The 24,752-nt window shown below is 37.8% G+C and carries 22 protein-coding genes and 1 pseudogene; 9 read left to right on the plus strand and 14 right to left on the minus strand.

What is annotated here, in order from left to right; all coding sequences use genetic code 11:
• Positions 1–149: 149 nt before the first annotated feature.
• From guaD to ACS604_RS18430, 6 genes are all read right to left on the minus strand, one after another.
• Complete coding sequence (guaD, locus tag ACS604_RS18405) at positions 150–1,472, minus strand: guanine deaminase (protein ID WP_474772540.1); 1,323 nt, start codon at positions 1,470–1,472, stop codon at positions 150–152.
• A 56-nt stretch (positions 1,473–1,528) separates the two neighbouring features.
• Positions 1,529–2,584 (minus strand): Rieske 2Fe-2S domain-containing protein, encoded by a 1,056-nt coding sequence (locus tag ACS604_RS18410; protein ID WP_474772541.1) that lies wholly within the window; start codon positions 2,582–2,584, stop codon positions 1,529–1,531.
• 290 nt (positions 2,585–2,874) lie between these two features.
• On the minus strand, positions 2,875–4,035 hold the full coding sequence (locus tag ACS604_RS18415) for a glutathionylspermidine synthase family protein (RefSeq protein WP_474772542.1): 1,161 nt from the start codon (positions 4,033–4,035) through the stop codon (positions 2,875–2,877).
• A 21-nt stretch (positions 4,036–4,056) separates the two neighbouring features.
• Positions 4,057–4,422 carry a hypothetical protein gene (locus ACS604_RS18420; RefSeq protein WP_174740883.1) on the minus strand — a complete coding sequence of 122 codons (366 nt, stop codon included), beginning with the start codon at positions 4,420–4,422 and terminating at the stop codon, positions 4,057–4,059.
• Positions 4,423–4,610: 188 nt separating this feature from the next.
• Positions 4,611–5,567, minus strand: coding sequence for a TerC family protein (locus tag ACS604_RS18425; RefSeq protein WP_151964692.1), 957 nt, complete (start codon positions 5,565–5,567; stop codon positions 4,611–4,613).
• Positions 5,568–5,884: 317 nt separating this feature from the next.
• Positions 5,885–6,481, minus strand: coding sequence for a phosphatase PAP2 family protein (locus tag ACS604_RS18430; protein ID WP_004795554.1), 597 nt, complete (start codon positions 6,479–6,481; stop codon positions 5,885–5,887).
• 135 nt (positions 6,482–6,616) lie between these two features.
• On the opposite strand from ACS604_RS18430, the gene ACS604_RS18435 reads away from it, so the two are divergent.
• Positions 6,617–7,867, plus strand: a complete 1,251-nt coding sequence (locus tag ACS604_RS18435; RefSeq protein ID WP_474772544.1) for a low temperature requirement protein A — start codon at positions 6,617–6,619, stop codon at positions 7,865–7,867.
• A gap of 66 nt (positions 7,868–7,933) precedes the next feature.
• Here the strand turns inward: ACS604_RS18435 and mpl are convergent, their stop codons facing one another.
• Complete coding sequence (mpl, locus tag ACS604_RS18440) at positions 7,934–9,307, minus strand: UDP-N-acetylmuramate:L-alanyl-gamma-D-glutamyl-meso-diaminopimelate ligase (protein ID WP_474772545.1); 1,374 nt, start codon at positions 9,305–9,307, stop codon at positions 7,934–7,936.
• Positions 9,308–9,548: 241 nt separating this feature from the next.
• Here mpl and ACS604_RS18445 point away from each other — a divergent pair, with 241 nt between their 5' ends.
• The 4 genes from ACS604_RS18445 (at position 9,549) to ACS604_RS18460 (ending at position 13,835) form a co-directional block, all read left to right on the plus strand.
• Positions 9,549–9,911, plus strand: a complete 363-nt coding sequence (locus tag ACS604_RS18445) for a DMT family protein (protein WP_081399724.1) — start codon at positions 9,549–9,551, stop codon at positions 9,909–9,911.
• Positions 9,912–10,192: 281 nt separating this feature from the next.
• A complete protein-coding gene (purE, locus tag ACS604_RS18450) occupies positions 10,193–10,708 on the plus strand; it encodes a 5-(carboxyamino)imidazole ribonucleotide mutase (RefSeq protein ID WP_002115451.1) in 516 nt (171 codons plus the stop codon).
• Between the two features lie 9 nt (positions 10,709–10,717).
• The gene (locus tag ACS604_RS18455) at positions 10,718–11,839 is read left to right on the plus strand and encodes a 5-(carboxyamino)imidazole ribonucleotide synthase (protein ID WP_004795549.1); all 1,122 of its coding nucleotides are present in this window, start codon (positions 10,718–10,720) and stop codon (positions 11,837–11,839) included.
• A 703-nt stretch (positions 11,840–12,542) separates the two neighbouring features.
• Entirely contained in the window at positions 12,543–13,835 is a 1,293-nt protein-coding gene (locus ACS604_RS18460; RefSeq protein WP_474772548.1) for a lytic murein transglycosylase, read from the plus strand.
• A gap of 62 nt (positions 13,836–13,897) precedes the next feature.
• On the opposite strand, the gene ACS604_RS18465 is transcribed toward ACS604_RS18460, so the two are convergent.
• The 6 genes and pseudogenes from ACS604_RS18465 to ACS604_RS18490 all read right to left on the minus strand — a co-directional run bounded on the left by ACS604_RS18465 (position 13,898) and on the right by ACS604_RS18490 (position 20,384).
• A complete protein-coding gene (locus tag ACS604_RS18465) occupies positions 13,898–14,272 on the minus strand; it encodes a hypothetical protein (RefSeq protein WP_003656007.1) in 375 nt (124 codons plus the stop codon).
• Positions 14,273–14,373: 101 nt separating this feature from the next.
• Positions 14,374–15,355, minus strand: a pseudogene (locus ACS604_RS18470) (M57 family metalloprotease).
• A gap of 111 nt (positions 15,356–15,466) precedes the next feature.
• Positions 15,467–16,384: a matrixin family metalloprotease gene (locus ACS604_RS18475; protein WP_474772549.1), complete on the minus strand. Its 918-nt coding sequence runs from the start codon at positions 16,382–16,384 to the stop codon at positions 15,467–15,469.
• Between the two features lie 330 nt (positions 16,385–16,714).
• Positions 16,715–18,655 carry a molecular chaperone DnaK gene (gene dnaK / locus ACS604_RS18480; protein ID WP_474772551.1) on the minus strand — a complete coding sequence of 647 codons (1,941 nt, stop codon included), beginning with the start codon at positions 18,653–18,655 and terminating at the stop codon, positions 16,715–16,717.
• Positions 18,656–18,773: 118 nt separating this feature from the next.
• The gene (gene grpE, locus ACS604_RS18485) at positions 18,774–19,328 is read right to left on the minus strand and encodes a nucleotide exchange factor GrpE (RefSeq protein ID WP_004795539.1); all 555 of its coding nucleotides are present in this window, start codon (positions 19,326–19,328) and stop codon (positions 18,774–18,776) included.
• Positions 19,329–19,490: 162 nt separating this feature from the next.
• A complete protein-coding gene (locus ACS604_RS18490; protein WP_049838397.1) occupies positions 19,491–20,384 on the minus strand; it encodes a LysR family transcriptional regulator in 894 nt (297 codons plus the stop codon).
• Positions 20,385–20,491: 107 nt separating this feature from the next.
• Between ACS604_RS18490 and ACS604_RS18495 the strand changes: the two genes are divergently transcribed.
• Positions 20,492–21,358: an MBL fold metallo-hydrolase gene (locus ACS604_RS18495; RefSeq protein WP_474772553.1), complete on the plus strand. Its 867-nt coding sequence runs from the start codon at positions 20,492–20,494 to the stop codon at positions 21,356–21,358.
• 391 nt (positions 21,359–21,749) lie between these two features.
• Positions 21,750–21,980, plus strand: coding sequence for a hypothetical protein (locus tag ACS604_RS18500; RefSeq protein ID WP_000733015.1), 231 nt, complete (start codon positions 21,750–21,752; stop codon positions 21,978–21,980).
• Positions 21,981–22,146: 166 nt separating this feature from the next.
• Here ACS604_RS18500 and ACS604_RS18505 read toward each other — a convergent pair whose 3' ends face one another.
• Positions 22,147–22,515 (minus strand): hypothetical protein, encoded by a 369-nt coding sequence (locus ACS604_RS18505; protein WP_474772557.1) that lies wholly within the window; start codon positions 22,513–22,515, stop codon positions 22,147–22,149.
• Between the two features lie 212 nt (positions 22,516–22,727).
• On the opposite strand from ACS604_RS18505, the gene ACS604_RS18510 reads away from it, so the two are divergent.
• Positions 22,728–23,798, plus strand: a complete 1,071-nt coding sequence (locus ACS604_RS18510; protein ID WP_174742188.1) for an alpha/beta hydrolase — start codon at positions 22,728–22,730, stop codon at positions 23,796–23,798.
• 157 nt (positions 23,799–23,955) lie between these two features.
• The gene (locus ACS604_RS18515; protein WP_174759402.1) at positions 23,956–24,507 is read left to right on the plus strand and encodes a peptidylprolyl isomerase; all 552 of its coding nucleotides are present in this window, start codon (positions 23,956–23,958) and stop codon (positions 24,505–24,507) included.
• Positions 24,508–24,752 lie beyond the last annotated feature (245 nt).

A 24,752-nucleotide genomic window follows, 5' to 3' on the forward strand; every position in this document is an offset into this window, starting at 1 on the left:
AGTTAATGGTAAAATTTTAAAGCAAAATGATGTTTCATGCACCCTTTGATGGCTTTGAAATTTTATCATTTTGCAGATTATGGCGATCACGTTTTAACACAACAGCACATATTCCAAATAATAACAAAAACTTAACGGCCCGATTTTTATTAGGCTGTTTCTTTTTGATAAGCACGGTTTCCATAAATATAAGTCGCCTCAATATTACGGTCATCACCTAAAGTGAATAATGCAAACAACGAATCTTCAACAGATTTGGATTTAGACTGACGAAGTTGCTGTAGTGCAGTTGGCTTAAGGTTGAGTACCACAAAGTCTGCTTCTTTACCGACGTTGAAATTGCCTAACTGATCTTGCAAATCAAGCGCTTTTGCTCCGCCTAGCGTCGCGTGATAGAGCGCTTCATAAGCTGAAAGTTTATCACCCTGTAACTGTTGGACCTTATAAGCCTCGTTAACAGTTTGCAGCAAACTAAACGATGTACCAGCGCCGATATCTGTACCTAAACCTACTTTCACTTGTTTTTCCCAAGTTTTTTTCAATGGGAATAAACCACTTCCCAAGAACAGGTTTGAGGTTGGACAAAATGCGATAGCAGACTGCGTATCATGCATGCATTGCCATTCTTCATCTTCTAAGTGAACACAATGAGCAAAAACAGAACGTTTACCAGTTAGGCCATAATGTTGATAAACATCTAAATAGCCCGCTTGTTCTGGAAATAAAGATTTCACCCAAGCAATTTCATCTTTGTTTTCGCTTAAATGAGTATGGACATAAACATCCGAAAACTCTTGTTTTAACTGCCCTGCTCTTTCTAATTGTTCGGGTGTAGACGTTGGTGCGAAACGTGGTGTAATCGCATACAGAGCGCGGCCCTTACCATGCCATTTTTCAATGAGTGCCTTGGTGTCACTGTAAGCCGTTTCTGGTGTGTCACAAAGCGCTTCAGGTGCATTACGGTCCATGAGTACCTTACCAGCGATTAAACGCATCTGAACGCGCTCTGCGGCTTCAAATAAGGCATCAACAGACTCAGGATGAACCGTACAGAAAACGAGGGCCGTGGTTGTACCGTGTTTCAGTAGCTCTTGAACAAAGAACTGAGCAATTTCACTTGCATATGCTTTATCCTGAAACTGGATTTCAGTTGGGAAAGTATAAGTATTGAGCCAGCTTAAAAGTTGTTCGCCGTATGCTCCAACCATTTCGGTTTGCGGGAAGTGAATATGGGTATCAATAAAGCCGGGTACAATCAATTGTTCTGGATAATGTTGAACCTCAACTCCAGTAGGAAGATGCTGTTGAGCTTCTTCCCATGCACCAAACCATTTGATTTTTCCATGTTCACTAATCAATACACCATCTTCTAAATAACGCACTTGATTTGGAATATCAGTTGGCTCAGAGACAGTTTGTTGAATATCTAAAAAACGACCACGCACAACGGTGGTATTTGCGATCAATGACATGGAAAGCCTTTATATTTTCACTTTTTTCGATTGATTGTACCCCACTTAGCCAAGATTTAAACGGTATAACGTTTACTTAGTCCCCATTCTGCCAAAATCCGTCGATAAGTCGTTGATGAACGGTCTGCTTCAAAATGTGCTTCCATCATTAAATCAAGCGGAAGGTCTTCTGGCTTTTGTGATTCGACCATATCTTGGTCTTCAGCAAAAATTTGGGCATTAAAGGCATATACTTTTTCTAGATCCCCTGTTTGGTCAAAGTTACGGGTGAGTGGAACAAATAAACGGGTTTTATTGCTTGAGATAGGACAGCAGGCATTTAAGATTTTTAAGACCCCACCTTCTGGGAAATCGACCGTAAGCACAGCTGAAAAAGGTGGATAGACATCAAAGATACGCTTCCATAAAAAACCTTCTGGTTCGAGATGTTTTAGCTCGTGTGGATAGTTACTGACATTGCTGATATAGACCGTTTTTAAGCCGTAGCTGGTGCGCTCAGTATGATATTTGGGTACAACGGGATTATCGCGACTGGCAAAGGCATTGTGATGTACCCATGCAAAATGAGCGACATCGATAAACCCTTCAAGTTGACGTCCGCTAGAACCATCAATATCGACGAAAGGCGGTAAAATTGATTGATGCTCTGCGTGGTCCCAAGTATCTAATACAGGAATATTGGCTTGAGTAAGATCACGACCATGAATACTGGTCCAAATGAGGCCGTATCTTTGCACAACCGGAAATTTCGTTAGAGAAAAACGATCAGAAATTTTGGTTAACTCGGGTTGAGCTGGTATTTGAATACATTTGCCTTCGGTGTTATAGCGTAGACCATGATAAGGACACACAATTTCTTCACCGTCTACCCACCCTTTGGTTAAAGGAACACCACGATGTGGGCAAATGTCTCGAACTAAGTGAATTTCGCCACTTTCTGTTTTATATAGGGCCATATTGACATCTAATAACGTCACTCTTTGTGGTGTAGTAGAGACATCTTGAATACGCGCAACCGGATACCAGTGAGTAGATAAAATTTCCCAATCTTTTGCATCAAAACTGCTGTTACATGGCATGGCAAGGGGCGTTAAAGTTGGAATCGCATTCATGGCATCACTCCTTAAAAAAATCAGGGCTCTCGCGAGCCCTTAAAATCTAGGCTTTTTTCTTTTTAGGAGATGCAAAGAGCTTGCCAATATCACTTTTTAATTTTTAAAATGAAATAAAGTTTTTAAAATTCATAAGATTAAATTATTATATTTTTGAATTTTTGTTCTAATTTAGCTTTAAAAATAAATATTCATTATTTGTTATATATCTAAAATGCACTGTTTGATTGCGGACCAAGCATAATAAAAAAGCACTTTAAAAGTGCTTTTTTATAAATCTCTATGCGTTTTTACTCGACAAAATAATGTGCTGCAAAGTGAGCATCATTACCGATAATGTCATAACAATCTTCACGGATAGACAGGCCTGCGCATTGATGTCCAACCATCCATAAACCGAGTGTAGGTAGTTGCCCTGAAAATAATGGGGTATCTACCCATTTCTGTACGATATAACCGTATTTGTCATAGTCATCAAAATAAAAGCTACCAGAAGCTGCGCCTTGGTCATGACCATCTTGTAAAACTCGAATATTGGCCCCTTCCCTTGCCAAAATCGGCTTTTTCACCCATTTGCCAGACAAAGCTTGTTGCGGGTCATACGTATGGGTTTCGACCAACAATGGATGGTTAGGATAACGCTTCCAAAGCTCAACCAAAATCGCTTTATTTGAAAGTAACATTTTCCAGCAGGGTTCAATCCACTGTGTTTGTGGGTGGATATATTGAGAAAATGCTTCCTCCCAAATCCATTCCCATGGATAGAGCTTAAATATGTTTTGAATGGGGCGATTATGAAGATCGACAAAATCTTGTCCCTTCCAGCCTATGTTTTCCATAGAAAGCTCGGAAACTTGTAGATGAGCTTGATAAGCCGTATCCATCAAGTATTCTAAATTACCCCAGTCCTCCCTTCCGGCTTCCTGACAGGCAGCAAAATGTACATGGCTACCACGCGGTAAAATTGTTTTCCAGCGTTTAATCAGATCTTCATGAATGCTATTAAATTGATCTCGATTTGCAATGGCTGAGACCTGTTCTATCCATAGCCACTGCGCGACAGAAGCTTCGAGTAAGCCAGTCGGTGTGTCCGCGTTATATTCCAGCATTTTGATATTTCGCCCATCGTAAGCGAAATCAAAGCGACCATAGAGCATGGGTGCATTTTGTTTCCACGAATGTTCAATATGGCTTATGGCTGTTTCTGGAATTTGAAAATAAGCTGGATAGTCCCCGCGTTGAATGAGATCTCCTACTACCGATAAACACATCTGATGCAGTTCATTTGCTGCATCTTCAAGTTGTTCAATCTGCTTAAGGGTAAACTCATAAGCAACCCCTTCAGACCAGTAAATTGAGCCATCGAGAGAAGGTAAATTAAAATAATCGAAACCAATATTTTGATGCTCCACTTGCCAGTCTGGTCGTGGAGTAAATATTTTTCTTTTCATATTAAGTGAATGCCTAAAGACTTAGCCGCCGAAAGAAAAACCGCTACGGCCAAAACCACCACGAATTGGGGATGAAAAAGACGAACTTTTCGCTGTGCTTGAAATAACTGGTCGACCTACACTCAAATTACTGTAAGGATGTAAGGTATTGCCATGATAAGAAACTTCCCGATTATTTCGATAATACGCAGGACCTAAATAGCGGCTACCAGTATAGCTAGAACCATGTCCACTGGAGCTATTTTCTTCTTTACAAGTTTGGGTATTCCAGTCGCGAGCACAGTCATATTGGTTGTTATATACGTCTTGTACTAAGGGACCATCATTATGGCTACATGCTGTGAGTAATAGCGGAACGACGACGAGATTAATTTTTTTAGAACGCATGAGACTCCACACATTTTAATAAGTATGTTCGGCATAAAATACCGAATAGCTGTTATCTATTATGTTTCTGATTAGGAAAGATAAATTTTAGGTTGGCATATGATATTAATCTGTTTTTTTAAAGTACAGTCTCTTTTGAAGATTTAGATGACAAGGCATCTCACATGTAGATGCCTTGTTGTGATGAATTAAGACTGCAATTGCTTTTTGTTATGTCGTAAAGAAAGGTAAGCCGTAATTGCTAACACTATTACGATAAAGCTTAACGAGATCCAGATTGGCATGTGGAATACATCAAGCAACAACATTTTTGCACCAATGAACAGTAAGATGATGCCTAAGCCATATGGCAAATAATGCAATTTAGTTGCAGCGCCAGCAAGTAAGAAGAACATTGCACGTAAACCTAAAATTGCCATTAAGTTTGCTGTTAAAACAATAAACGGATCGCTCGTTACCGCGAAAATAGCAGGAATAGAATCTACTGCGAAAATCACATCTGAAGCTTCAACCAAAATCAATACTAAAAATAACGGCGTTGCCCACAATAAACCATTTTGACGTACAAAGAATTTGTCACCTTCAAGCTGTGGTGTAATACGCATATGGTTACGTAACCATTTTAGAGCTTTGATATCTTCAATATTGGTTTCTTCTTCTTGGCCTTTTAAGAATTTGAAACCTGTATATACCAAGAACGCACCAAAGATATAAAGCACCCAAGAGAACTCTTGAACGAACCATGCACCAATAAAAATAAAGAGGGTACGCAGTACAATTGCGCCTAATACGCCATAGAGTAAAATTTTACGTTGCAGCGCAGCTGGTATAGCAAAAGCTGCGAAAATCATTAACCAGACGAAAACGTTGTCAATTGCGAGGGACTTTTCAAGTAGGTAACCTGCAAAGTATTCCATGGTTTTTTGGTTTGCTAGGGTCACACCAGCCGTTTGCTGTAGATACAACCATAAACCACCACCAAATAAAACCGCGACGCTTACCCACGCCACGCTCCAGTAAGCAGCTTGCTTAATTGAGACATCCTGACCTTGCTTTTGCTTAAAGCCTAAAAAGTCCACTAAAAGCATGACAATGACAATGCCAAAGAATGCTATGTACAGCCATAGATTGCCGATTGTTTCCATAAATCCTCCTCACATCCGGCAATTGGGCATAAAAAAACCTCGACCAGTTGCCAGATGAATTAAACATCTGTATCAACATGATCAAGGTCTTGCCTACATCATGAATTTCACGATGCTCAGATACCGACTTTTTAATAAAAGTGTATTGACGATATCTGACACATAACATTGCTGTTATGTTTGGAGGAGGCTACTCCCCTTGTCAAACTAAATTCTGTATTGGATAAAACATATCCAAGTTCACATAGAATGGCAGATTTTTTTGTATTACGCAACTGAACTTAATGTCGTGGTTTTAATGCAAAAAAATCTCTAGGTTATTTAATCAAACCACGGTCTAAAAGCGGTTTACATATAATTTGGTATAGGTGAATAAAGAATGCCGTTAAAGGCGTACCATAAATATTCCAGAAGTAATAACCCGCTACATTGACCAGTAGTGCGACAATAAAAGCACCCAACATGTCTAAAGGGAAATGCACACCTAAATAAACACGTGACCACGCTACTACAAATGATAAGAATAAAAGAATGATTCCAATCATTTTGCGCTGAGCAAACAAATAAGACAGAGCAATGGTACTGAAAATCAGCATATGATTACTTGGAAAAGATGCAGTTGGCGCATGCTCAATAAACGTGGTGCCAACACCCATGACAAACGGTCTGGAGTGATGGTAAAACAGAGAGATAACGTAACCTACTAAAAGGGATATGCAGGTTAAAAAGACAGACTTAATGACTCTATTTTTTAAATCTTGATCACCATAGAACCATAAAAATGTAAGGATGAATAAAAGAATATAGAGGAGATCATTAGCAAAAAAGATAGCAAGACGAATGATAAATTGACTCGCATCCTGAGCCCCATTAATAACATGGAATAAGCTAAGGTTGAGTGTTTCTAAAGACATTCATATTCCAAAAAAGAACAAAAACGTGGGCTATGATAAAGAATTAAGCCTATTGTCTTGATAAAGAATTGTCACAAAAATGAAATATAGTTTGTTTGTGAGTAAAGATTAAACAGCAAGTCTAGATATTTTTTAATGCGTGTTCTGGGCGTTAATATTAAAGTGTTAACGTGTTGGCACTTTATTCGAGAACGTTATTTTATGACTACTCAAGAAAAACAGAAAAAATTAAGTTTGAGGCCCCTATCTCCAAGAGATCCAAAACAGCCGCATAGAGCAGCAACTCCCCTCGAATTATTGTTCGATTTAATTTTTGTAGTCGCGATTGCAACAGCAGGTCAGCAATTACATCACGCGATTATTGAAAATCACCTCTGGCATGCATTACCAAGCTACCTGATGGTATTTTTTGCGTTGTGGTGGGCATGGATGAATTTTTCGTGGTTCGCCTCAGCTTACGATAATGATGATGCATTGTATCGATGCCTTACCTTTGTTCAGATTGTGGGGTCATTAGTGATGGCCGCAGGTATTCCTGATGTATTCCATAGTCAGGACTTTGACATCATTATTGTCGGCTATGTGATTATGCGCTTAGCGCTGGTTACCCAGTGGCTGAGAGCCGCAAAACATGACCCTGAACGACGAATTACGGCTTATCGCTATGCAATAGGCATTGTATTAGTTCAGGTAGGTTGGTTAGTTGCTAATTTCGCGCACATACTTTCTATCCCCGTTTTTTTATTTTTAGTAGTGATGGAGCTATTTATTCCCATCTATGCAGAGAAATATTCTCCAACGCCGTGGCACCCTCATCATATTGTAGAGCGCTATGCCCTACTCACAATTATTGTGTTGGGTGAGTCGATTATCGGTAGTTTTAATGCCATACGTGATGCCTTAGCCGCTCAGTCAATGAATATTCCAGCCGTTTTCTTAATGATCGGTGGATTAGTGCTGATGTTCGCAATGTGGTGGGCTTATTTTGACCGTAGTGAACAACATCATCATGTTAAAGGTGTACGCCCTTTTGTTTGGGGATACGGTCATTATTTTGTTTTTGTCAGTATTGCTGCGGTGGGTGCAGCACTTGCAGCCGCTGTGGATGTCACAACCCATCATGCGCATATTTCTGATTTATATATGGGAATAGTCGTTGCGTTTAGTGTGGTGCTCTATACCACCTGTATTTGGATACTTTACGAGTTCCAATGTTTATCTGGAATCACGAAATGGTTTTACCCGATCACAGCCCTGATTATTTTATGTATTCCGTTTATTTGTAATAACGTGGGATATAGCGTTTTTGCGATGGGCGTTGTCTATAGTTTACGTTTAATCGTTTCTAATAAATTTTTGGATAATATAGAACCAGAAAAGGTTTAAAACAGAAAAATAAAAAACGGGTTTCAATTTGAAACCCGTTTTTTATTGAATCATCTAAAGCGAAAGTTAAGCAGCTTTCGCTTTTAATGCGCTCATGAGTTTTTGATGTAAGCCACCAAAGCCACCGTTAGACATAATCACAACAGCATCGCCCTCACCTGCTTCATTGACAATACGCTCAATAATTTCATCAAGAGAGCGGCTCACTTGAGCATGGTTAGAAGCAGCTTCAATCACGGGCTGTAAATCCCAATCTAAACCTTCTGGCTGATACCAGATGACTTCATCTGCTAAGCGTGCTGAATGTGCTAAGCCATCTTTATGACTGCCCATACGCATTGTATTTGAACGTGGTTCAATAATGGCCCATAAACGGCGTTCACCTAAGCGTTTACGTGCGCCATCTAAAGTGGTGTCAATTGCAGTTGGGTGATGAGCAAAGTCATCATAAACCTCAATACCATTGACTGTACCGAGTAACTCCATACGACGTTTTACACCGCCAAAGTTAGATAAAGCTTCACAAGCTTGTTCAAGCGCAACACCTACATGCTGAGCAGCTGCAATCGTTGCCAAAGCATTCGCTACGCTATGTTGCCCTGTCATGGTCCACTTCACTTCGCCAACCACATTGCCATTTTCAAGTACTTTAAAATGACTACCATCAATTGAAATGAGTTCGGCAGATAAAGCAGCTTTTTCATTCGCTTCTAAACTTGTACGAATCACTGGTGTCCAGCAACCCATTTCCAGCACTTCATCAATATGAGTTTCAGTAATTGGCGCAATAATGCGGCCTTCACTTGGAATGGTACGAACAAGATGATGGAACTGCTTTTGAATTGCTGCTAAATCATCAAAAATATCAGCATGGTCGAATTCAAGATTGTTTAAAATCGCCGTTTTTGGGTGATAGTGAACAAACTTAGAACGTTTATCAAAGAAAGCAGAGTCATATTCATCGGCTTCAACGCAGAAGTATTTGCCGCCACCTAAACGAGCGCTTTCACTAAAACCAAGTGGAACACCACCAATTAAAAAGCCTGGATTTAAACCAGCCTGATCAAGTACCCAAGCTAGCATGGTAGTAGTCGTGGTTTTACCATGAGTTCCTGCCACACCAAGCACATGTTTACCTTGTAAAACATGATCGGCAAGGAACTGTGGACCGGAAATATAAGGCAAGCCTTCGTTAAGCATATATTCCACGGCATCAATACCACGTTTCATTGCATTTCCGACAATGACTAAATCTGGGTGAGGCTGTAAATGACTACGATCGTAGCCTTGCATGAGGGTAATGCCTGCGTTTTCTAACTGGGTAGACATTGGTGGGTAAACGTTTGAATCGGAACCGGTTACCTTATGTCCTAAATCACGAGCTAAAAGTGCTAAAGAGCCCATAAAAGTGCCACAAATACCCAAGATATGCAGATGCATTGCTCGCCTTCTCCACTGCTTTTGTACACAATATTCGTATGAATGACTGTGTGTGCATTATTGATAAATTTGCCAGCAACGATAGCAAGGCTAAACTCGAAAAGATAGTCAAAAATCGTTGTTGTTCTATGTGTTTGAGGCCCTGAGAAAAGCACATCTTTATTTTTTCGATTTAAGCTGAATTACAGTTTTATCTTTTATAATGTTTTTGATCCATATTAATTCTTAAATCATCGTGATGATGAAGGATGTGCCTTTGAGCCCAACGGTTTTAGCTTTTGCTTTCTTAATTATCTCTAATTGCTTTATGACGCTCGCATGGTACGGGCATCTCAAATTTTTACACCATGCTCCCATTTGGCAAGCAATCCTATTCGGTTGGATTATTGCCTTACTTGAATACAGTTTTATGATTCCCGCTACTCGAATATTGAGTGCACAAGGTTGGTTACTCGGCGAAATGAAGATCACTCAGGAAGTGGTCACGCTGGTTGTGTTTGTACCATTTATGATTTTCTTATTTAAACAGCCATTTAAACTCGATTATTTATGGGCGATGTTATGTCTATTTGGTTGTGTTTATTTCGTATTTAGAAGCCAATAAGTTGTAGTAGCTTGTAGAGAATCAATTATTTAATACAAGCTCTTACTCTTCCAGATCTTTAATGATCTTACAGGATGTTTAAATAATATGAATAAAATTTGAGAAAGTGTCACCGTTAAACCATGACAATTTTTTTATGGGAATAAAAATATTCGCAGAGCTGGTCAGTTAAATTTTCGTGAGATGAAAAATCAGTCTATAATAATGGGCTTCCGAACCATTTAAAACTTGGCTCTCGTCGAGATTTATCTTCTTTTACTTTTGTCTCTGGAACATTAGCAATGAATGCGGCCGCAGCACAAGACGCTCAACCTCTCGTTGGAATTATTATGGGTTCTCAATCTGATTGGGCAACTCTCGAAAACACAGCCAATATGCTTAAACAGCTTGGTGTCCCATTTGAAGCGGAAGTGGTATCTGCTCATCGTACTCCAGATCGTTTATTTGAATATGCAGAAACTGCGCGTGATCGTGGTATTCAAGTGATTATTGCTGGTGCAGGTGGTGCAGCGCATTTACCTGGAATGTGTGCCGCAAAAACTGATTTACCAGTTTTGGGTGTGCCAGTTAAATCATCAATTTTAAATGGCGTAGATTCTTTGCTTTCAATCGTACAAATGCCAGCTGGTATTGCAGTGGGTACTTTAGCAATTGGTCCAGCTGGTGCGACGAATGCTGCAATCATGGCGGCACAAATCTTAGGTTTAACTCGTCCTGAAATCGCAAAAAATGTTGCTGATTTCCGCGCTGCGCAAACTGATAAAGTTGCAAGCAAAAATATTCCGGGTCAGGTGTAAGAGGCTGAGATGGATAAAACTATCGGTATTTTTGGTGGTGGGCAACTGGGCCGAATGATGGCTCAAGCAGCGTTACCATTAAATATTCAGTGTACTTTTTTTGAAGCAAATACAGATTGTCCTGCAGGTGTTTTAGGTCAAGTCTTTTCTAGCCAAGATGAGCAAGGCTTAAAGCAGTTTATTGAAAGTGCTGATGTTTTTAGTCTTGAGTTTGAAAATACGCCTGTTGAAGATGTGGATGTTTTAACACAAACCAAAGCATTGCACCCTCCTCGTGTTGCTTTAGCAACTGCGCAAAATCGTTTGTCAGAAAAAGCGTTGTTTGATGAGCTTACTATTCCTGTTGCGCCGTATCGTGCTGTAGATAGTCTAGAAAGCTTGAAAAAGGCTGTTGCTGAGCTTGGTTTGCCGATTGTACTTAAGACTGCAACTGGCGGATATGACGGTAAAGGTCAGTTTGTACTTCGTTCAGAAGACCAGATTGATACTGCTTGGGCTGAACTTGGGCCTGCAAAAAGTCTAGTTGCCGAAAGCTTTGTTAAATTCTCTCGTGAAGTTTCAATTATTGCGGTGCGCGGCCAAAATGGTGAAGTAAAAACTTGGCCACTGGCTGAAAATCACCATCATAATGGCATTTTATCGCATTCAATTGTTCCAGCACCGAATAGCGAAGCCTTGCAACCTGTGGCTCAAGACTACATTACTCGTTTGTTGAATCATCTCAACTATGTAGGTGTGTTAACTCTAGAGCTATTTGTGACAGAACAAGGCTTATGTGCAAATGAGATGGCACCGCGTGTGCATAACTCAGGTCACTGGTCAATTGAAGGCGCTGTTTGTTCTCAGTTTGAAAACCATATTCGAGCTGTTGCAGGACTACCATTGGGTTCAACAGACGTTGTTCGCCCAACGGTTATGATCAATATTATTGGTCAACATCCTAAAACTGAAGATGTTTTGGCACTAAATGGCGCTCATTTGCACCTTTATAATAAGTCTGAACGTGCTGGCCGTAAGTTAGGCCATATCACTTTAATGCCTGTGGATAGTAATGAATTGACGAATTTATGCCGTCAATTAGCAGAAATTTTGCCAGAACCACTCGCTTTAACAGCAGATATGACCCTCTAAAGCATTTCTAATTCTAAAAAAAGCGATCTTCGGATCGCTTTTTTTATCTTTTAAATTTAAAAAATAATAAATCCTGAGTAATTTCTTGTTTGTGAATAACTTTTTATAGGAATTTTTGAATTTAAATATTGATGGTATTTTTTAAATTTAAAAAGTGCAGCTTGATTGTTTCGAATTTAAAGTTAGTTATCCACAAGAGAGTTTGATTTGTAGCTGATGATAGAGCTCATGTTTTTTGAATTCAAAACTAGTGGTATTTGCTGAAGTGTTTTAAATTTAAAATAACGCGGTAAGTTTGAATTTAAATTATTGCGTGATTTTTGAATTTAAAAATATAGATTGTTTGGTTGATTGGATTTTTCGTGTCATCAAGAATAATGAAATATAGAAAGGAATCAATAAATAGTGCTGTTTTTGCTCGATTGTGGATAAGTTTATCCACAGAAACGCCTGTGTTATAGTTTAAATTTAAAGTAAGACTTTTGAATTTAAACTATGCGCTATTGTTTTGAATTTAAAACTGGTGATGCAAATGAGGGGAAGTTTTAAATTCAAAATAAAGTGGGAAATTTGAATTTAAAACACTGGAAATGAATTTAAAGAAGAGATTATGAATTCAAATTTACGTTTTCTCTCTGAAATTTTAGACTCATAATGGTATGGTACTTAAAAATTTAAATTCAAAAATTGAAACTGGGATAATATGCGACGTTTTTCTTGTATTGTTGGCTCTGTATTTTTAGCAATGACTCAGGCTCAAGCAGAGCTCGTAATTAATGGTTCTACAATATCTAGCAATGCTACTGTTCCAGTAGTAACTAGCGAAGATTATACGCCTAATAATAATTTCCAAAGTTGTTTGGCAAATTTACGTTCTCAAGCAATTGCTGCGGGAGTCTCGGGAACAACTTATGACCGTTATACTCAAAACTTAACTCCAGATTATTCAGTTATTGATAAATTAAACTATCAACCAGAATTTTCGACACCAATTTGGGATTATCTTTCTGGCTTAGTTGATGAAGAGCGTGTGGAGCTTGGAAAACAAAAACTAGCGCAATATCGCGATGTTTTAAATCGTGCTTCTCAAACTTACGGTGTGCCACCAGAAACAATCGTGGCAGTGTGGGGGGTAGAAAGTAATTTTGGTGATATTTCTGGAAAATATCCTTTATTACAAGCGCTTGGAACTTTAAGTTGTGAAGGTCGTCGACAAAGTTATTTCCGTACTGAATTTTTTGCCACCATGCGTATTTTACAGCGCGGTGACTTAACCGAAGATCAACTGAAAGGTTCATGGGCTGGAGCATTTGGTCATACACAATTTATGCCATCGACCTATGAGCGTTTAGCTGTTGATTTTGATGGAGATGGTCGTCGTGATTTAGTATCAAGTACTGCAGATGCATTGGCATCAACGGCTAATTTCTTAAATAAAGCTGGTTGGCAAACAGGAATGCCATGGGGTTTTGAAGTCAAAATTCCTCAAGGTATGTCAATTGATGGAGAAGGGCGACGCTCAAAGAAAGCATTAAGTAGCTGGAGTGCACGAGGAGTAACTCGAATTGACGGTTCTCCACTTGTCCAAGGAGCGTTATCTGGCAGTACTTCGGCAGGTTTAATGGCACCGGCAGGTGTAAATGGTCCAGTATTTTTAGTATTTAAGAATTTTGATGCTATCTACAGTTATAATGCTGCGGAAAGTTATGGTCTTGCAATTGCCCATCTATCTGATCGTTTAAAAGGTGCTCGTCCTTTTGCAACATCTTGGCCAACTGATGATCCAGGAACTTCACGCGCGGAACGTCGTGAAATCCAACAGTTTTTGATTAATCGTGGTTACGATATTGGTGCGGTTGATGGTCTTATTGGGGATAAAACCCGTGTGGCTATTCGTCAAGAGCAAACTCGTTTAGGTTTAAATCCAACAGGACGGGCAGGGCAACAAATCTTACGCGCATTTCGCCAAGAACAAGCCCAAAAAATGATGCAATAAACTGAAAATAATAAAAAGGTCTGCACATGCAGACCTTTTTTATACGTACTTATATAATATTACTAATCTAATTTGACCGCTTCCAAAATATCAAAAATAACTGAAGTGACATCTTGGCTTAAATCTCGATCATTAAAGATTTCATACGCAGTGATCGTCACATCTGTATCACTTGGTAATTGCTTTTGTTCTTCTTCAATTAAATGTTCAATCGGTAACAGGGTCTGTTTCACTTCAAGATGTAGAATATCTTTATATTCGATATTTTCATCTTCAAGCTCGATTTCATGCTCATTGAAAAAGGGAATTAGAATAGAATGGAGGTATGGTTTAATTTCAATAATATCAAACAGTTCAATATCACGGGTTTGTTCAATTGTGCTGATATGATCATTTACTTCAATCAGGATATGATAGTAACTCATCTTGATCTCCATTCTATTTTAGTTAGCTCTTATGACCACAATAACATGACTTTGATATGAATTTCGATGTATCTACCTAGAAATAGATACATCATTTTATATCAAGTCCTTAATTATTGAGGTAAAGCACTTAATAGATCACGATCAGCATCTGTAAGACCAGTGACTTTTCTGTCACCATCTTTACGTACTGAGTACATTAATGCATCTGGTTGATCGCTATGTTTTAAACCAAGCGCATGTCCTAACTCATGAGCAATCGTTAAGCGTAAATCATCAATAGACTTAAACTCATAAATCACAATTTGTTTGCCATTGTAGATACCTTTTTTAAAGACATCAGCTTGGGCATTTTGCTTAAATTGGGTTAATGAATTGTTAAACTCATTGTTAATCTGATTAAAGTGAGCGACTTTGACATTTAAATCTTTAGCTTGCTCATTATAAGCAGCAATTTCTTTCTTTAAAGCAACAGTTTGTTTTTGCAAATCTTTCTGGGTTTTAGCCAAAGATTTAGCACTGTATTCAGGTGCTAATTTGCCTTGGTTAAGCTGCATCATTTGCTCGTCAAGATTTTTCAATTTGCCATTCAAAATCTGCTTCTTATTTTCAAGGTCAGATTGAGTTTGACCAAGAGTTTGTTTCAATTGCTTAATTTGTTGCTGCTCATCAATTACACGTTGCTGTTCTTGCTGAAACTGAGCAGCAATTTTTTGACGCTGTTCAGAACGACTCTGACTATTATCGTAAACTAAACGAATTTCTAACTTTGCATTTGGATCATAAGTAAAATAATCCTGACCAGTGCCTTGTTTCCAAATATCTGCAGCTTGTTGGCTAATTTGAATTAATTGGTCTTGGCTTAAACCAAAACGGGGATCAATATCAGCAATTTTGTAAGTCAAATGTTGACCTGCTTTTTGCTGAATTTGAGTGTGAGCTGGAGTAGCAAGATTAGCATTAGCCTGAAAATTAGAAAAAGCAAAGGCTACGCCTAATAACAATGATGTTAAACGCATAATAAAAAGGTGGGAGATTTTAAAAAAAACGTATTATAAGAATATAAAGTGAAAAATCAATCAAAAAACGTACGATTTAGATAAATAAATGAGACTTTAGTCTCATAGTTTTTTACCAAATGCCAAACTATTTTGTAGAAAAAATTCAGTAAAATTGGTTTTATGTAGTTTTTTTAATTAGTTAACTTTAATGATTTTCCTTAATTAAACTATAAATTGAGCCTAATAGCTCTAAATCTGAATCTGTTAATTTGAAATTATGAATATCTTGCTCTTTTAACCGTGGATACATTAATGATTTAGGATCAGTAGTATGTTTTAGTCCTAATGCATGACCAAACTCATGAGCAAGGGTTAAACGTAAATCATTTAAAGAAGCGTAACCGTAAATTTGAATTTGGTTTTGGCTGAATAAGCCTTTATGGAAGGGTTGAATACTGGCTTTTTGCTCTAGTTTGAATTGTGTTTTTAAAGAGCTTAAATCACTTTGCTCTTCATTGAGTTCCCTAATTTTTAGATTAAGTAATTGAATTTTATAATTTAAAATATTTGATTCTTTTTGTAGATTTCCAGATTTTTGCTGTAGTTGGTTTTGCTGCTTTTTTAGCTCATCGGCACGATAGTATCGATGTTCTCCTTGGTTAAAGCGTATTACGTCTTGTTGATACTGCTCAAACTCAGCTTTCAGGCTGATCTTTCTTTTGTTTAAATCAGATGATAGCTGATCAATCTCTTGTTTATTTAAAATAATTTCTTCATTTTTAAGACGCCATACTTCCTGCTTTTGCAAAAGTGCATTCAAATTTTCCTGTTGCTCGCTTTTCATCAGTTGATGATCATCATAAATTAAGTTAATTGCCAACTGAGCTTCTGAATCATAGATAAAATAGGTTTTTCCTGTTTCTTTGTGCCAGATTTCAGCAGCTTGTTGGCTAACCTCAATAAATTTTTCTCGAGTTAATTGAAACCGTGGATCAATAAAAGCAATTCGATACTTTAAAGGTTGATTAGAGGAACCCATTGCTAGATTATTTTGAGCAAAGCTCGTCGTTTGAAAGCCTATGCCTACACATAAGCTCAATCCCCACCATAGAATTTTTTTCATGGCAAAATAAAAAATATAAATAAAATCTTATTGTTAGCTACTTAATTTAATTCGTCAAAATGATAAAAAGTACAGGAGAGTGGAAGAGCTTTGTGATCTTGGTAGAAAAATTTAATAAGATGTTTTTAGACTTGGCAATAATGGAATAATTAATGTAATAAGTAACAATGTATTTTAGTTTAGAAAATCTTTTTTATAATGAATACATTAGTTTTTATAGTTGACTTTTTTGACATTAAATAATTTAAAAATATATGAAAAAACTTATTGTTATTTTTTGTAACCAATAAAAAACCGCGCCTAAGCGCGGTTTTTTATTAAAGAAACAAATTATTTTTTGTCATCTTTAACTTCAGTAAACTCTGCGTCTACAACACCATCATCAGCTTTTTGTTGACCTGCATCGCCACCTTGGAATGCATTTGGATCAAAGCCTTCTGCACCACCAGTTTGCTGTGCTTGTTCATAAGCACGTTGAGTGATAGGCATCAAGATGTTTTGTAAAGCTTCAGTTTTAGCTTTGATATCTTCAACATCATTTTCTTTTGTTGCTGCTTCAAGTTCAGAAACGGCAGTGCTTACAGCTGTTTTTTCATCTTCAGTAACTTTGTCACCAAGATCTTTAACTGCTTTGTTCGAGCTTGAAATTAATGCATCTGCTTCGTTACGAGCTTTTGCAAGTTCTTCAAACTTACGGTCTTCTTCAGCATTTGCTTCAGCATCTTTAATCATTGCTTCGATTTCAGCATCAGACAAACCTGAGTTTGCTTTAATCTGGATCGATTGCTCTTTACCAGTACTCTTATCTTTAGCAGATACTTTCAAGATACCATCAGCATTGATGTCGAAAGATACTTCAATTTGTGGCACACCGCGTGGAGCAGGCGGAATGTCACCTAATTGGAAGTTACCCAACAATTTGTTTTGTTGAGCCATCTTACGTTCACCTTGGTAAACAGAAATGTCTACAGCAGGCTGGTTGTCAGCAGCAGTAGAGAACACTTGTGATTTCTTCGCAGGAATCGTCGTGTTTTTCTCAATGATTGGTGTTAATACACCACCCATTGTTTCAATACCTAAAGTTAATGGTGTTACGTCTAATAAAAGAACGTCAGTTTTGTCACCAGACAATACTGCACCTTGAATCGCAGCACCGATTGCAACTGCTTCGTCAGGGTTCACGTCTTTACGTGGCTCTTTACCAAAGAATTCTTGTACTTTTTGTTGTACAAGTGGCATACGAGACTGACCACCAACCAAGATTACGTCAGAGATGTCAGAAGTCGAAAGACCAGCATCTTTAAGCGCGATACGGCAAGGCTCAATTGTACGAGCAACTAAATCAGCAACTAAACCTTCAAGTTTTGCACGAGTTACGTTGATCACTAAGTGTTTAGGACCAGTTGCATCGGCAGTGATATATGGAAGGTTGATTTCAGTTGCATTTGATGAAGAAAGCTCAATTTTTGCTTTTTCAGCAGCTTCTTTCAAACGTTGTAACGCAAGTGGATCATTTTTCAAGTTCACACTTTGTTCTTTCTTAAATTCTTCAACCAAGAATTCAATTAACGCGTTATCAAAGTCTTCACCACCAAGGAAAGTATCACCGTTTGTTGATAACACTTCGATTTGTTGGTCGCCATCAAGGTCTGCGATTTCAATGATTGATACGTCAAAAGTACCACCACCTAAGTCGTAAACTGCAACTTTACGGTCGCCTTCTTTTTTGTCCATACCGAACGCAAGTGCAGCAGCAGTTGGTTCGTTAATGATACGTTTAACGTCTAAGCCAGCGATTTTACCCGCATCTTTAGTTGCTTGACGTTGAGCATCGTTAAAGTAAGCAGGAACAGTAATAACCGCCTCTGTAACTGTTTCACCTAAATAGTCTTCTGCAGTTTTTTTCATCTTTTTCAAGATTTCAGCAGAGATCTGTTGAGGTGCTAATTTTTTGTCGTTTACTTCAACCCAAGCGTCGCCATTGTCAGCTTTGATGATTTTGTAAGGTACAAGACCGATATCTTTTTGTACCGCTTGATCTTCATAACGACGACCAATTAAACGCTTAATAGCGAATAATGTATTTTTCGGGTTAGTTACTGCCTGACGCTTAGCACTTTGACCTACTAAGATCTCGCCATCTTTATAAGCGATGATCGATGGAGTTGTACGTGCGCCTTCAGCGTTTTCGATTACTTTTACTTTATCGCCTTCAAGTACAGCAACGCATGAGTTGGTAGTACCTAAGTCAATACCAATAATTTTTGCCATGTGACTTTTTCCTCAAAAATTCTTTTGCAATGTTTTTGCTTGTTATCCGATATGAGAGTGAATCTATTTTTTTCAAGCGTTTTAGCTAAAAAAAATCTAAAAACTCTCAAAAATTTACTTATTGACCAACCATAACCATAGCAGGGCGCAATAAGCGGCCATTTAACGTATAGCCTTTTTGTAAAACAGTACCGATTTCATTTGCTTTAGCGTTAGGATCAATACCTACTGCTTGATGTAAATCTGCATTGAAACCATTTTTAGTATCAGCTTCTACAACGCCAAATTTCTCAAGCGCAGTTAACAGTGACTTTAAGGTTAATTTGATACCTTCAAGTACTGGTGTTTCTTCATCACCCGCTGCTTGAATTGCACGCTCTAGATTGTCTACAGAATCAAGTAATTCTTTGGCAAATTTTTCAAGCACAGTTTCTTTATGCTTATCAGACTCACGTTGAATACGCTCTACACTTTTTTGTGCTTCGTAAACAGCATTTGCTGTACGTGCTTTTTCAAGTTTTAGGCTTTCTTCTAATTTGGTGATTTGCGCTTGTAAAGATTCAACGGTAACGTCGTTTGCTTGCTCTACACCTTCAGCCTGAGTTTGCTCATTAGATTGCTCTGCTTGCTCGTGTTGAATGTCTTGAGCTTGCTCGTTTTGCTCATTAGCCATTGATGATCTCCGTTTAAATGGGTTTTTAAACATGTACAGTCCTTTTGGCATCAGCATTTACTGGGTAAAACCTGAACTGCCATGCATATGCTGTAATTCATTAATAGGGATGAAGTATGGGCATTGCCTAAAAATTCAAGCGTACATGGCAATTTAAAACTTTTAATTTTGCGGTTTTAAGTAAAAATCTAAATTTTCGATCATAAAAGCAATAAATTCCTGCGTTATTTTGGGTAAATGTTGTCTCGATGCATATACCACTGACAGACTTAATTCCGGAGCAGAAAAGTTTTTAAATAAAGGGACTAATCTTTTTTCTTTTAAATCTTTTTTAACTAATAGTGAAGGCAACATTGCCACACCTTGGGCATGTAAACACATATCATAAACAGCATTTACATCATTACTTTTAAAGGTCACGTTTAAAGGGTAATTCTGCGGTTGCTGCTCTTCATCAAAAAGTGTCCAAAATTGATGTTGGCTGTGGTGAGCTAAACATTCATGTTGAATAAGTTGCCTTGGATGGGAGAGGGGGCTGTGCTGCTTTAAATAATCAGGATGAGCACAGAAAACAGACTCGATTTGACAAACTGGTCGTGCAATTAAACCATCTGCAACTTTTTGCGTTATACGTAAGGCTAAATCGACCTGTGCATCAATTAAGTCCATTGTATTTTCAGTCAGATATACATCAAATTGAATATGCGGATGTTGCTGTTTAAATTGGCGAATACATTCCCCAACCCCTAATTGAAATAAAAATAAACCACAGGTAAAACGAATCGTACCATTATGTTGTTCGGGTGCGGCTAGCTCTTGTAAAAGTTGCTGTTGTTGTAAAATATTTTCGCAGTAGAGGAGGGCTTTTTCACCTGCTGGCGTAAGTGATATTTTTCGTGTATTTCTTTGAAATAGTCGAGTTGAGAAGGTGTGTTCAAGATGCTCAAGATAACGAGAAACCATCGCACGGGAATAATTCAGGTGTTCTGCGGCTTTGGTTAAATTGCCATGCTGAGCAATAGAAACAAAGACTTGTATGGCTTTTAATGTGTCCATATGCATCATCATTATTACAATATATGCAACAGTTTATCTTAATTTAGTGCATTTACCTTACAGGAATTGCAATTTAAAGTATTTCTCATGAAATTGGAGAATACATAATGAAATTTTTTAAATTAACTGCTTCAGCCCTAGCAACTGCTACAGCTTTGACAATGGCTTCCTCCGCCTTTGCACAAGATCTAAAAATCCAAAGTTTTCTGGCTAAACCTGAACATTTTGGCGTGACGTCTACTTTAATTGAAGGCGATAAAGAAGTTCTATTGGTTAATGCCCAATTCTCAAAATCTGAAGCATTACGTATTGCTGCCGACATTATCGATAGCGGTAAAACCCTAAAAACAATTTTCGTAAGCTATGGCGATCCAGATTATTACTTTGGCTTAGATGTATTTAAACAATATTTCCCAAATGTACAAATCATCGCAACGCCAGAAACTGTTAAACATATTCAAGATACTCAAGCGCTCAAAGTGAAGTATTGGGGTCCACAAATGGGTGCAAATGCGCCTAGCCAAATTATTGTGCCTCAAGCTTATACTGCTAAAAATTTAAAGCTAGAGAATGAGTCCATCGAGATTAAAGGTAAGAAAGAACTTACTTATTTATGGATTCCTTCTTCAAAAGCAGTAGTAGGTGGTATTCCTGTCTCTTCAGGCATTCATTTATGGATGGCAGATACACCAAAAGTTAAAGACCGCAATGAAGTAATTCAAACGCTAGAAAATATTAAAGCACTCCAACCTCAGACAGTTGTTCCTGCCCATATGGTTGAGGGAGCTCCACAAGGTTTGGATGCAGTTAACTTTTCGATCAACTATCTCAAGAGCTATGAGAAAGCCGTTAAAGTAAGTAAAAATGCGAGTGAGCTGAGTCAACTCATGCAAAAACAATATCCAACATTAAAAAGTGTGGATAGCCTAGAGCTGGGTGCAAAAGTTGTAAAAGGCGAGATGCAGTGGCCGTAATTTGAATCGAAATATCGTAAATTTTTAGAGAAGCCGTGGTTCAAACCCGGCTTTTTTAATAGAAACGGGAATTTTTAAGCAAAAAACCTCTGTAACATTCTACGCACCTTATATAGTGTTTCTATAAAGAGAATTTTTTTGAGTAGAGCAAAAGGCTCAGATAAAAATTAAAAATTGATAAAATTAAACAAAAGCTTAAGTTGCTACCTTTATATAAAAGATAGAGCTAAGAGTAGGGAAGTGAATTTAATAAAAAATTGCACAATTTGTACTTCTATTACTACAAAAGACAACCAATGATACGCACGCCAGAAAAAAAAATTGTGAATTATAGGCAGCGCGAAGATGATCTTCGCATTTAAGTGTTTGTCGTAATGAAAGGAAAGCGATTATGAAAAAATTAGGTCTTATCTCTGTAGTACTTGCTGGTGTTGCTTTTACAGCTGTTGGTTGCGCATCTGAAGCGGGTTTAAACGCATCAGGTTCTGCTCAAACAAGTGCTAGCCCATCTGGCGTGCAAGCTGGTGTAGGTGTTGATGCGGGCGTTTCTGGCCAAGCACAACCAGGTCAAGTTGATGCTGGTGCTTCTGGTTCTGTTTCAGGTTCTGCAACAGCTCAGTAATTCTTAGTGATAAGAATAGTTAAAAGATTATAGAGTCATATATTTAAGATGCCGATTTATGTATGAAGTGAGCTGCTACTCATTACTCTATAATTAAGAGAATTTAGAATTCTCAAAAAAGCCCCAAAAGACGTAGCTTATTGGGGCTTTTTATATAGTAATGAATTTAGTCATCATGACGATAATCCCGATGATTATGATCACGATCTTCTACCCGTTTTTTATCCCACTCGTGGCGTTTTTTATCGTCATCCCAGCGTTTCTTATCCTCGTCATGGCGTCTTTTATCCCATTCATGACGATTTCGATCCTGTTCGCGAGCAACTCTTCGTTGTTGTTCATATATTCTTTGACGTTCTTCCCAGCGTCTTCGTTCCCAATCGTTATATCGACGTCCATCATTGCGATCATAGCGATTACTATCATGATCATGGTAACCATAACCACCACGATAAGAAGGGTCATCCGTATAAGCCACGCAGCCTACAGTTAAAAGACTGGTTGCTAATAAAGTAACAACTAGTTTTGTTGACATAATCGTACCTCTTTTTTGTCTGTTAACAATAATTGGCAAAAAAGTCCTGTTTTAAGTGACAGATTTGTTAATGACATTTGCTTGAAATCAGATTAGCGTAATTTGGGTTTTACCTTTGTATCTTGATTACATGAGTTGTATGCGAATATAGTCAAATAACAACAGAATTCTGTAGAAAATATGAAGGATAAGAGGAATTCATGGAGATAGGCATGACAGCATTTAATCAAAAAATTCAAACATTGCTAGATAAGGGCCAAGGGCCTGCTGCTCGAGCTCTTGATAAGTTACCTCGATTAGCTCAAGAATCACTTGCTAAAATTCTTGGATATTCTTACCAATATCCAGATCTCGACTCATTTACTAAATGTATGATGGCTGTACAAATTAAACAGGGTCGTATTGGTTTTATTGGTTCAGATCCAATTGAATCTAGAAGGCAGTTCGATACGCAAATGCTGGCTATACGCCACAAGTCAACAGAGATTGACTTAGTGGAAGATATTCGTTTACCTCTCCAAAGCGGAACTGTTTTCGCAAGACACTATCATCCAGCACCGAATAAAAAATTACCTCTTATTGTTTTCTATCATGGAGGAGGATTTGTTGTTGGTGGTTTAGATACTCATGATGAGGTTTGTCGTATATTGGCAAGGTATGCAAAAGTACAAGTACTCAGTATCGATTACCCTCTCGCACCTGAGGTTTCTCCTCGGCATTTAATTCAATCTTGTGAAGATGCTTTAGCTTGGGTATATCAAAATCGTAGACAGTTAAAAATATTAAAAGGTCGAATTGCGGTAGCGGGGGATAGTGCAGGTGGAAACATCAGTACAGTCGTGGCTCAAAGATCAGTAAATAAACCTTATGCTCCTCAGGCACAACTTCTTATTTACCCTACAGTTGATTTTAAGAGCCGACATCCTTCTTTTTATGCTTATAACGAAGGGTTGGTTTTGACGGATAGCGATATTAATTATGTCACTCAATATTATGCAACGCAGCATAACGTAGAACTAGATGATCCTATTATTTCTCCAACCTATGGCAACTTGAAAAAGAACCCACCAGCTTTTGTGATTACTGCTGGGCATGATGTATTACATGACGAGGCAAAAATCTATAGTTATAAGCTACGTCAAAATGGTGTCAAAATGCATTATGAAGAATATTCAGATCAAACTCATGGTTTTATAAATTTGACGCCTATTTCAAAAAAAGCCAAACGTTACACCATTGAGTTCAGTAAAAACTTTAGAAAATTTTGGGATAAAAATAGCTAAATAAAAGTTTGGTCCATGTTTCACGTGGAACATGGACACATATACACATCCAAAATATTAGGCCTTAAATAAAAGACAATAAATACTCACTAGAATTCTTTTATATAGACGATTAAATTTAACCTTTACTAAATTTTGCATTTTATTGTAGGAAAATATGAAAAAATTATTAATGCTATGTTGCTTAGGTCTAAGCAGTCATTCAGTTTGGGCTGACACTTTAGTTGAAATGCAAACAAATTTAGGCAATATAGAAATACAACTTTATGACGAGAAAGCCCCAATCAGCGTAAAGAATTTTAAAACCTATATAAAGTCGAACTTTTATAAAGATACGATCTTCCATCGCGTAATACCTGGCTTCATGGCGCAGGGTGGTGGACTTACTGCAAATATGCAGGAAAAGACAACCCGAGCACCAATCAAAAACGAAGCTGGAAATGGAATTGCTAACACCCGCGGAACTTTAGCAATGGCTCGTACTGCAAATCCGGACTCTGCTACTAGTCAATTCTTTATTAATGTCGCAGATAACAGTTTTCTAAATCGCTCAGCTGGTAACGCAGGTTATGCGGTTTTCGGAAAAGTAATTAAAGGAATGGATGTGGTTGACCGTATTGTAAAGGTACCTACAACCAATGATGGCATGCATCAGAACGTTCCTAAACAACCTATTAAGATACTAGAAGTGAAAATCAAAAAAGAATGAAAATAAATAATTTAATATTTATTGTTTGTTATCAGTTGCTTAGTTAATTATTTTGGCTTTTTTGATTTTTAGTTGGGTAAAAAAGAGTCGGTCAAACACATATATTTAGAAAAGTGCTTGCGTACCAGTTTTTTTTCCCTATAATGCACTCATCCCGACGCGATACACGAGAATATCTTAGCTTACAGGGTTAAGATGGAAACTTAGTATTGCGTTGAATTCTGTCTCTGACGAAGAGCAGAAAA

The organism is Acinetobacter sp. Li1LvA2 (genome assembly GCF_056156705.1).

Excerpts from the sequence above, each read along its gene's own strand:
- ACS604_RS18495 (WP_474772553.1), top strand. The coding sequence starts at position 20,492 with ATGAAATTTTTTAAATTAACTGCTTCAGCCCTAGCAACTGCTACAGCT.
- ACS604_RS18420 (WP_174740883.1), bottom strand. The coding sequence starts at position 4,422 with ATGCGTTCTAAAAAAATTAATCTCGTCGTCGTTCCGCTATTACTCACA.
- ACS604_RS18500 (WP_000733015.1), top strand. The coding sequence starts at position 21,750 with ATGAAAAAATTAGGTCTTATCTCTGTAGTACTTGCTGGTGTTGCTTTT.
- purE (WP_002115451.1), top strand. The coding sequence starts at position 10,193 with ATGAATGCGGCCGCAGCACAAGACGCTCAACCTCTCGTTGGAATTATT.
- ACS604_RS18445 (WP_081399724.1), top strand. The coding sequence starts at position 9,549 with ATGAAGGATGTGCCTTTGAGCCCAACGGTTTTAGCTTTTGCTTTCTTA.
- guaD (WP_474772540.1), bottom strand. The coding sequence starts at position 1,472 with ATGTCATTGATCGCAAATACCACCGTTGTGCGTGGTCGTTTTTTAGAT.
- ACS604_RS18455 (WP_004795549.1), top strand. The coding sequence starts at position 10,718 with ATGGATAAAACTATCGGTATTTTTGGTGGTGGGCAACTGGGCCGAATG.
- ACS604_RS18430 (WP_004795554.1), bottom strand. The coding sequence starts at position 6,481 with ATGTCTTTAGAAACACTCAACCTTAGCTTATTCCATGTTATTAATGGG.
- ACS604_RS18415 (WP_474772542.1), bottom strand. The coding sequence starts at position 4,035 with ATGAAAAGAAAAATATTTACTCCACGACCAGACTGGCAAGTGGAGCAT.
- ACS604_RS18505 (WP_474772557.1), bottom strand. The coding sequence starts at position 22,515 with ATGTCAACAAAACTAGTTGTTACTTTATTAGCAACCAGTCTTTTAACT.
- mpl (WP_474772545.1), bottom strand. The coding sequence starts at position 9,307 with ATGCATCTGCATATCTTGGGTATTTGTGGCACTTTTATGGGCTCTTTA.
- ACS604_RS18425 (WP_151964692.1), bottom strand. The coding sequence starts at position 5,567 with ATGGAAACAATCGGCAATCTATGGCTGTACATAGCATTCTTTGGCATT.
- ACS604_RS18435 (WP_474772544.1), top strand. The coding sequence starts at position 6,617 with ATGCGTGTTCTGGGCGTTAATATTAAAGTGTTAACGTGTTGGCACTTT.
- ACS604_RS18465 (WP_003656007.1), bottom strand. The coding sequence starts at position 14,272 with ATGGAGATCAAGATGAGTTACTATCATATCCTGATTGAAGTAAATGAT.
- grpE (WP_004795539.1), bottom strand. The coding sequence starts at position 19,328 with ATGGCTAATGAGCAAAACGAGCAAGCTCAAGACATTCAACACGAGCAA.
- ACS604_RS18460 (WP_474772548.1), top strand. The coding sequence starts at position 12,543 with ATGCGACGTTTTTCTTGTATTGTTGGCTCTGTATTTTTAGCAATGACT.
- ACS604_RS18515 (WP_174759402.1), top strand. The coding sequence starts at position 23,956 with ATGAAAAAATTATTAATGCTATGTTGCTTAGGTCTAAGCAGTCATTCA.
- ACS604_RS18490 (WP_049838397.1), bottom strand. The coding sequence starts at position 20,384 with ATGGACACATTAAAAGCCATACAAGTCTTTGTTTCTATTGCTCAGCAT.
- dnaK (WP_474772551.1), bottom strand. The coding sequence starts at position 18,655 with ATGGCAAAAATTATTGGTATTGACTTAGGTACTACCAACTCATGCGTT.
- ACS604_RS18510 (WP_174742188.1), top strand. The coding sequence starts at position 22,728 with ATGACAGCATTTAATCAAAAAATTCAAACATTGCTAGATAAGGGCCAA.
- ACS604_RS18410 (WP_474772541.1), bottom strand. The coding sequence starts at position 2,584 with ATGAATGCGATTCCAACTTTAACGCCCCTTGCCATGCCATGTAACAGC.
- ACS604_RS18475 (WP_474772549.1), bottom strand. The coding sequence starts at position 16,384 with ATGAAAAAAATTCTATGGTGGGGATTGAGCTTATGTGTAGGCATAGGC.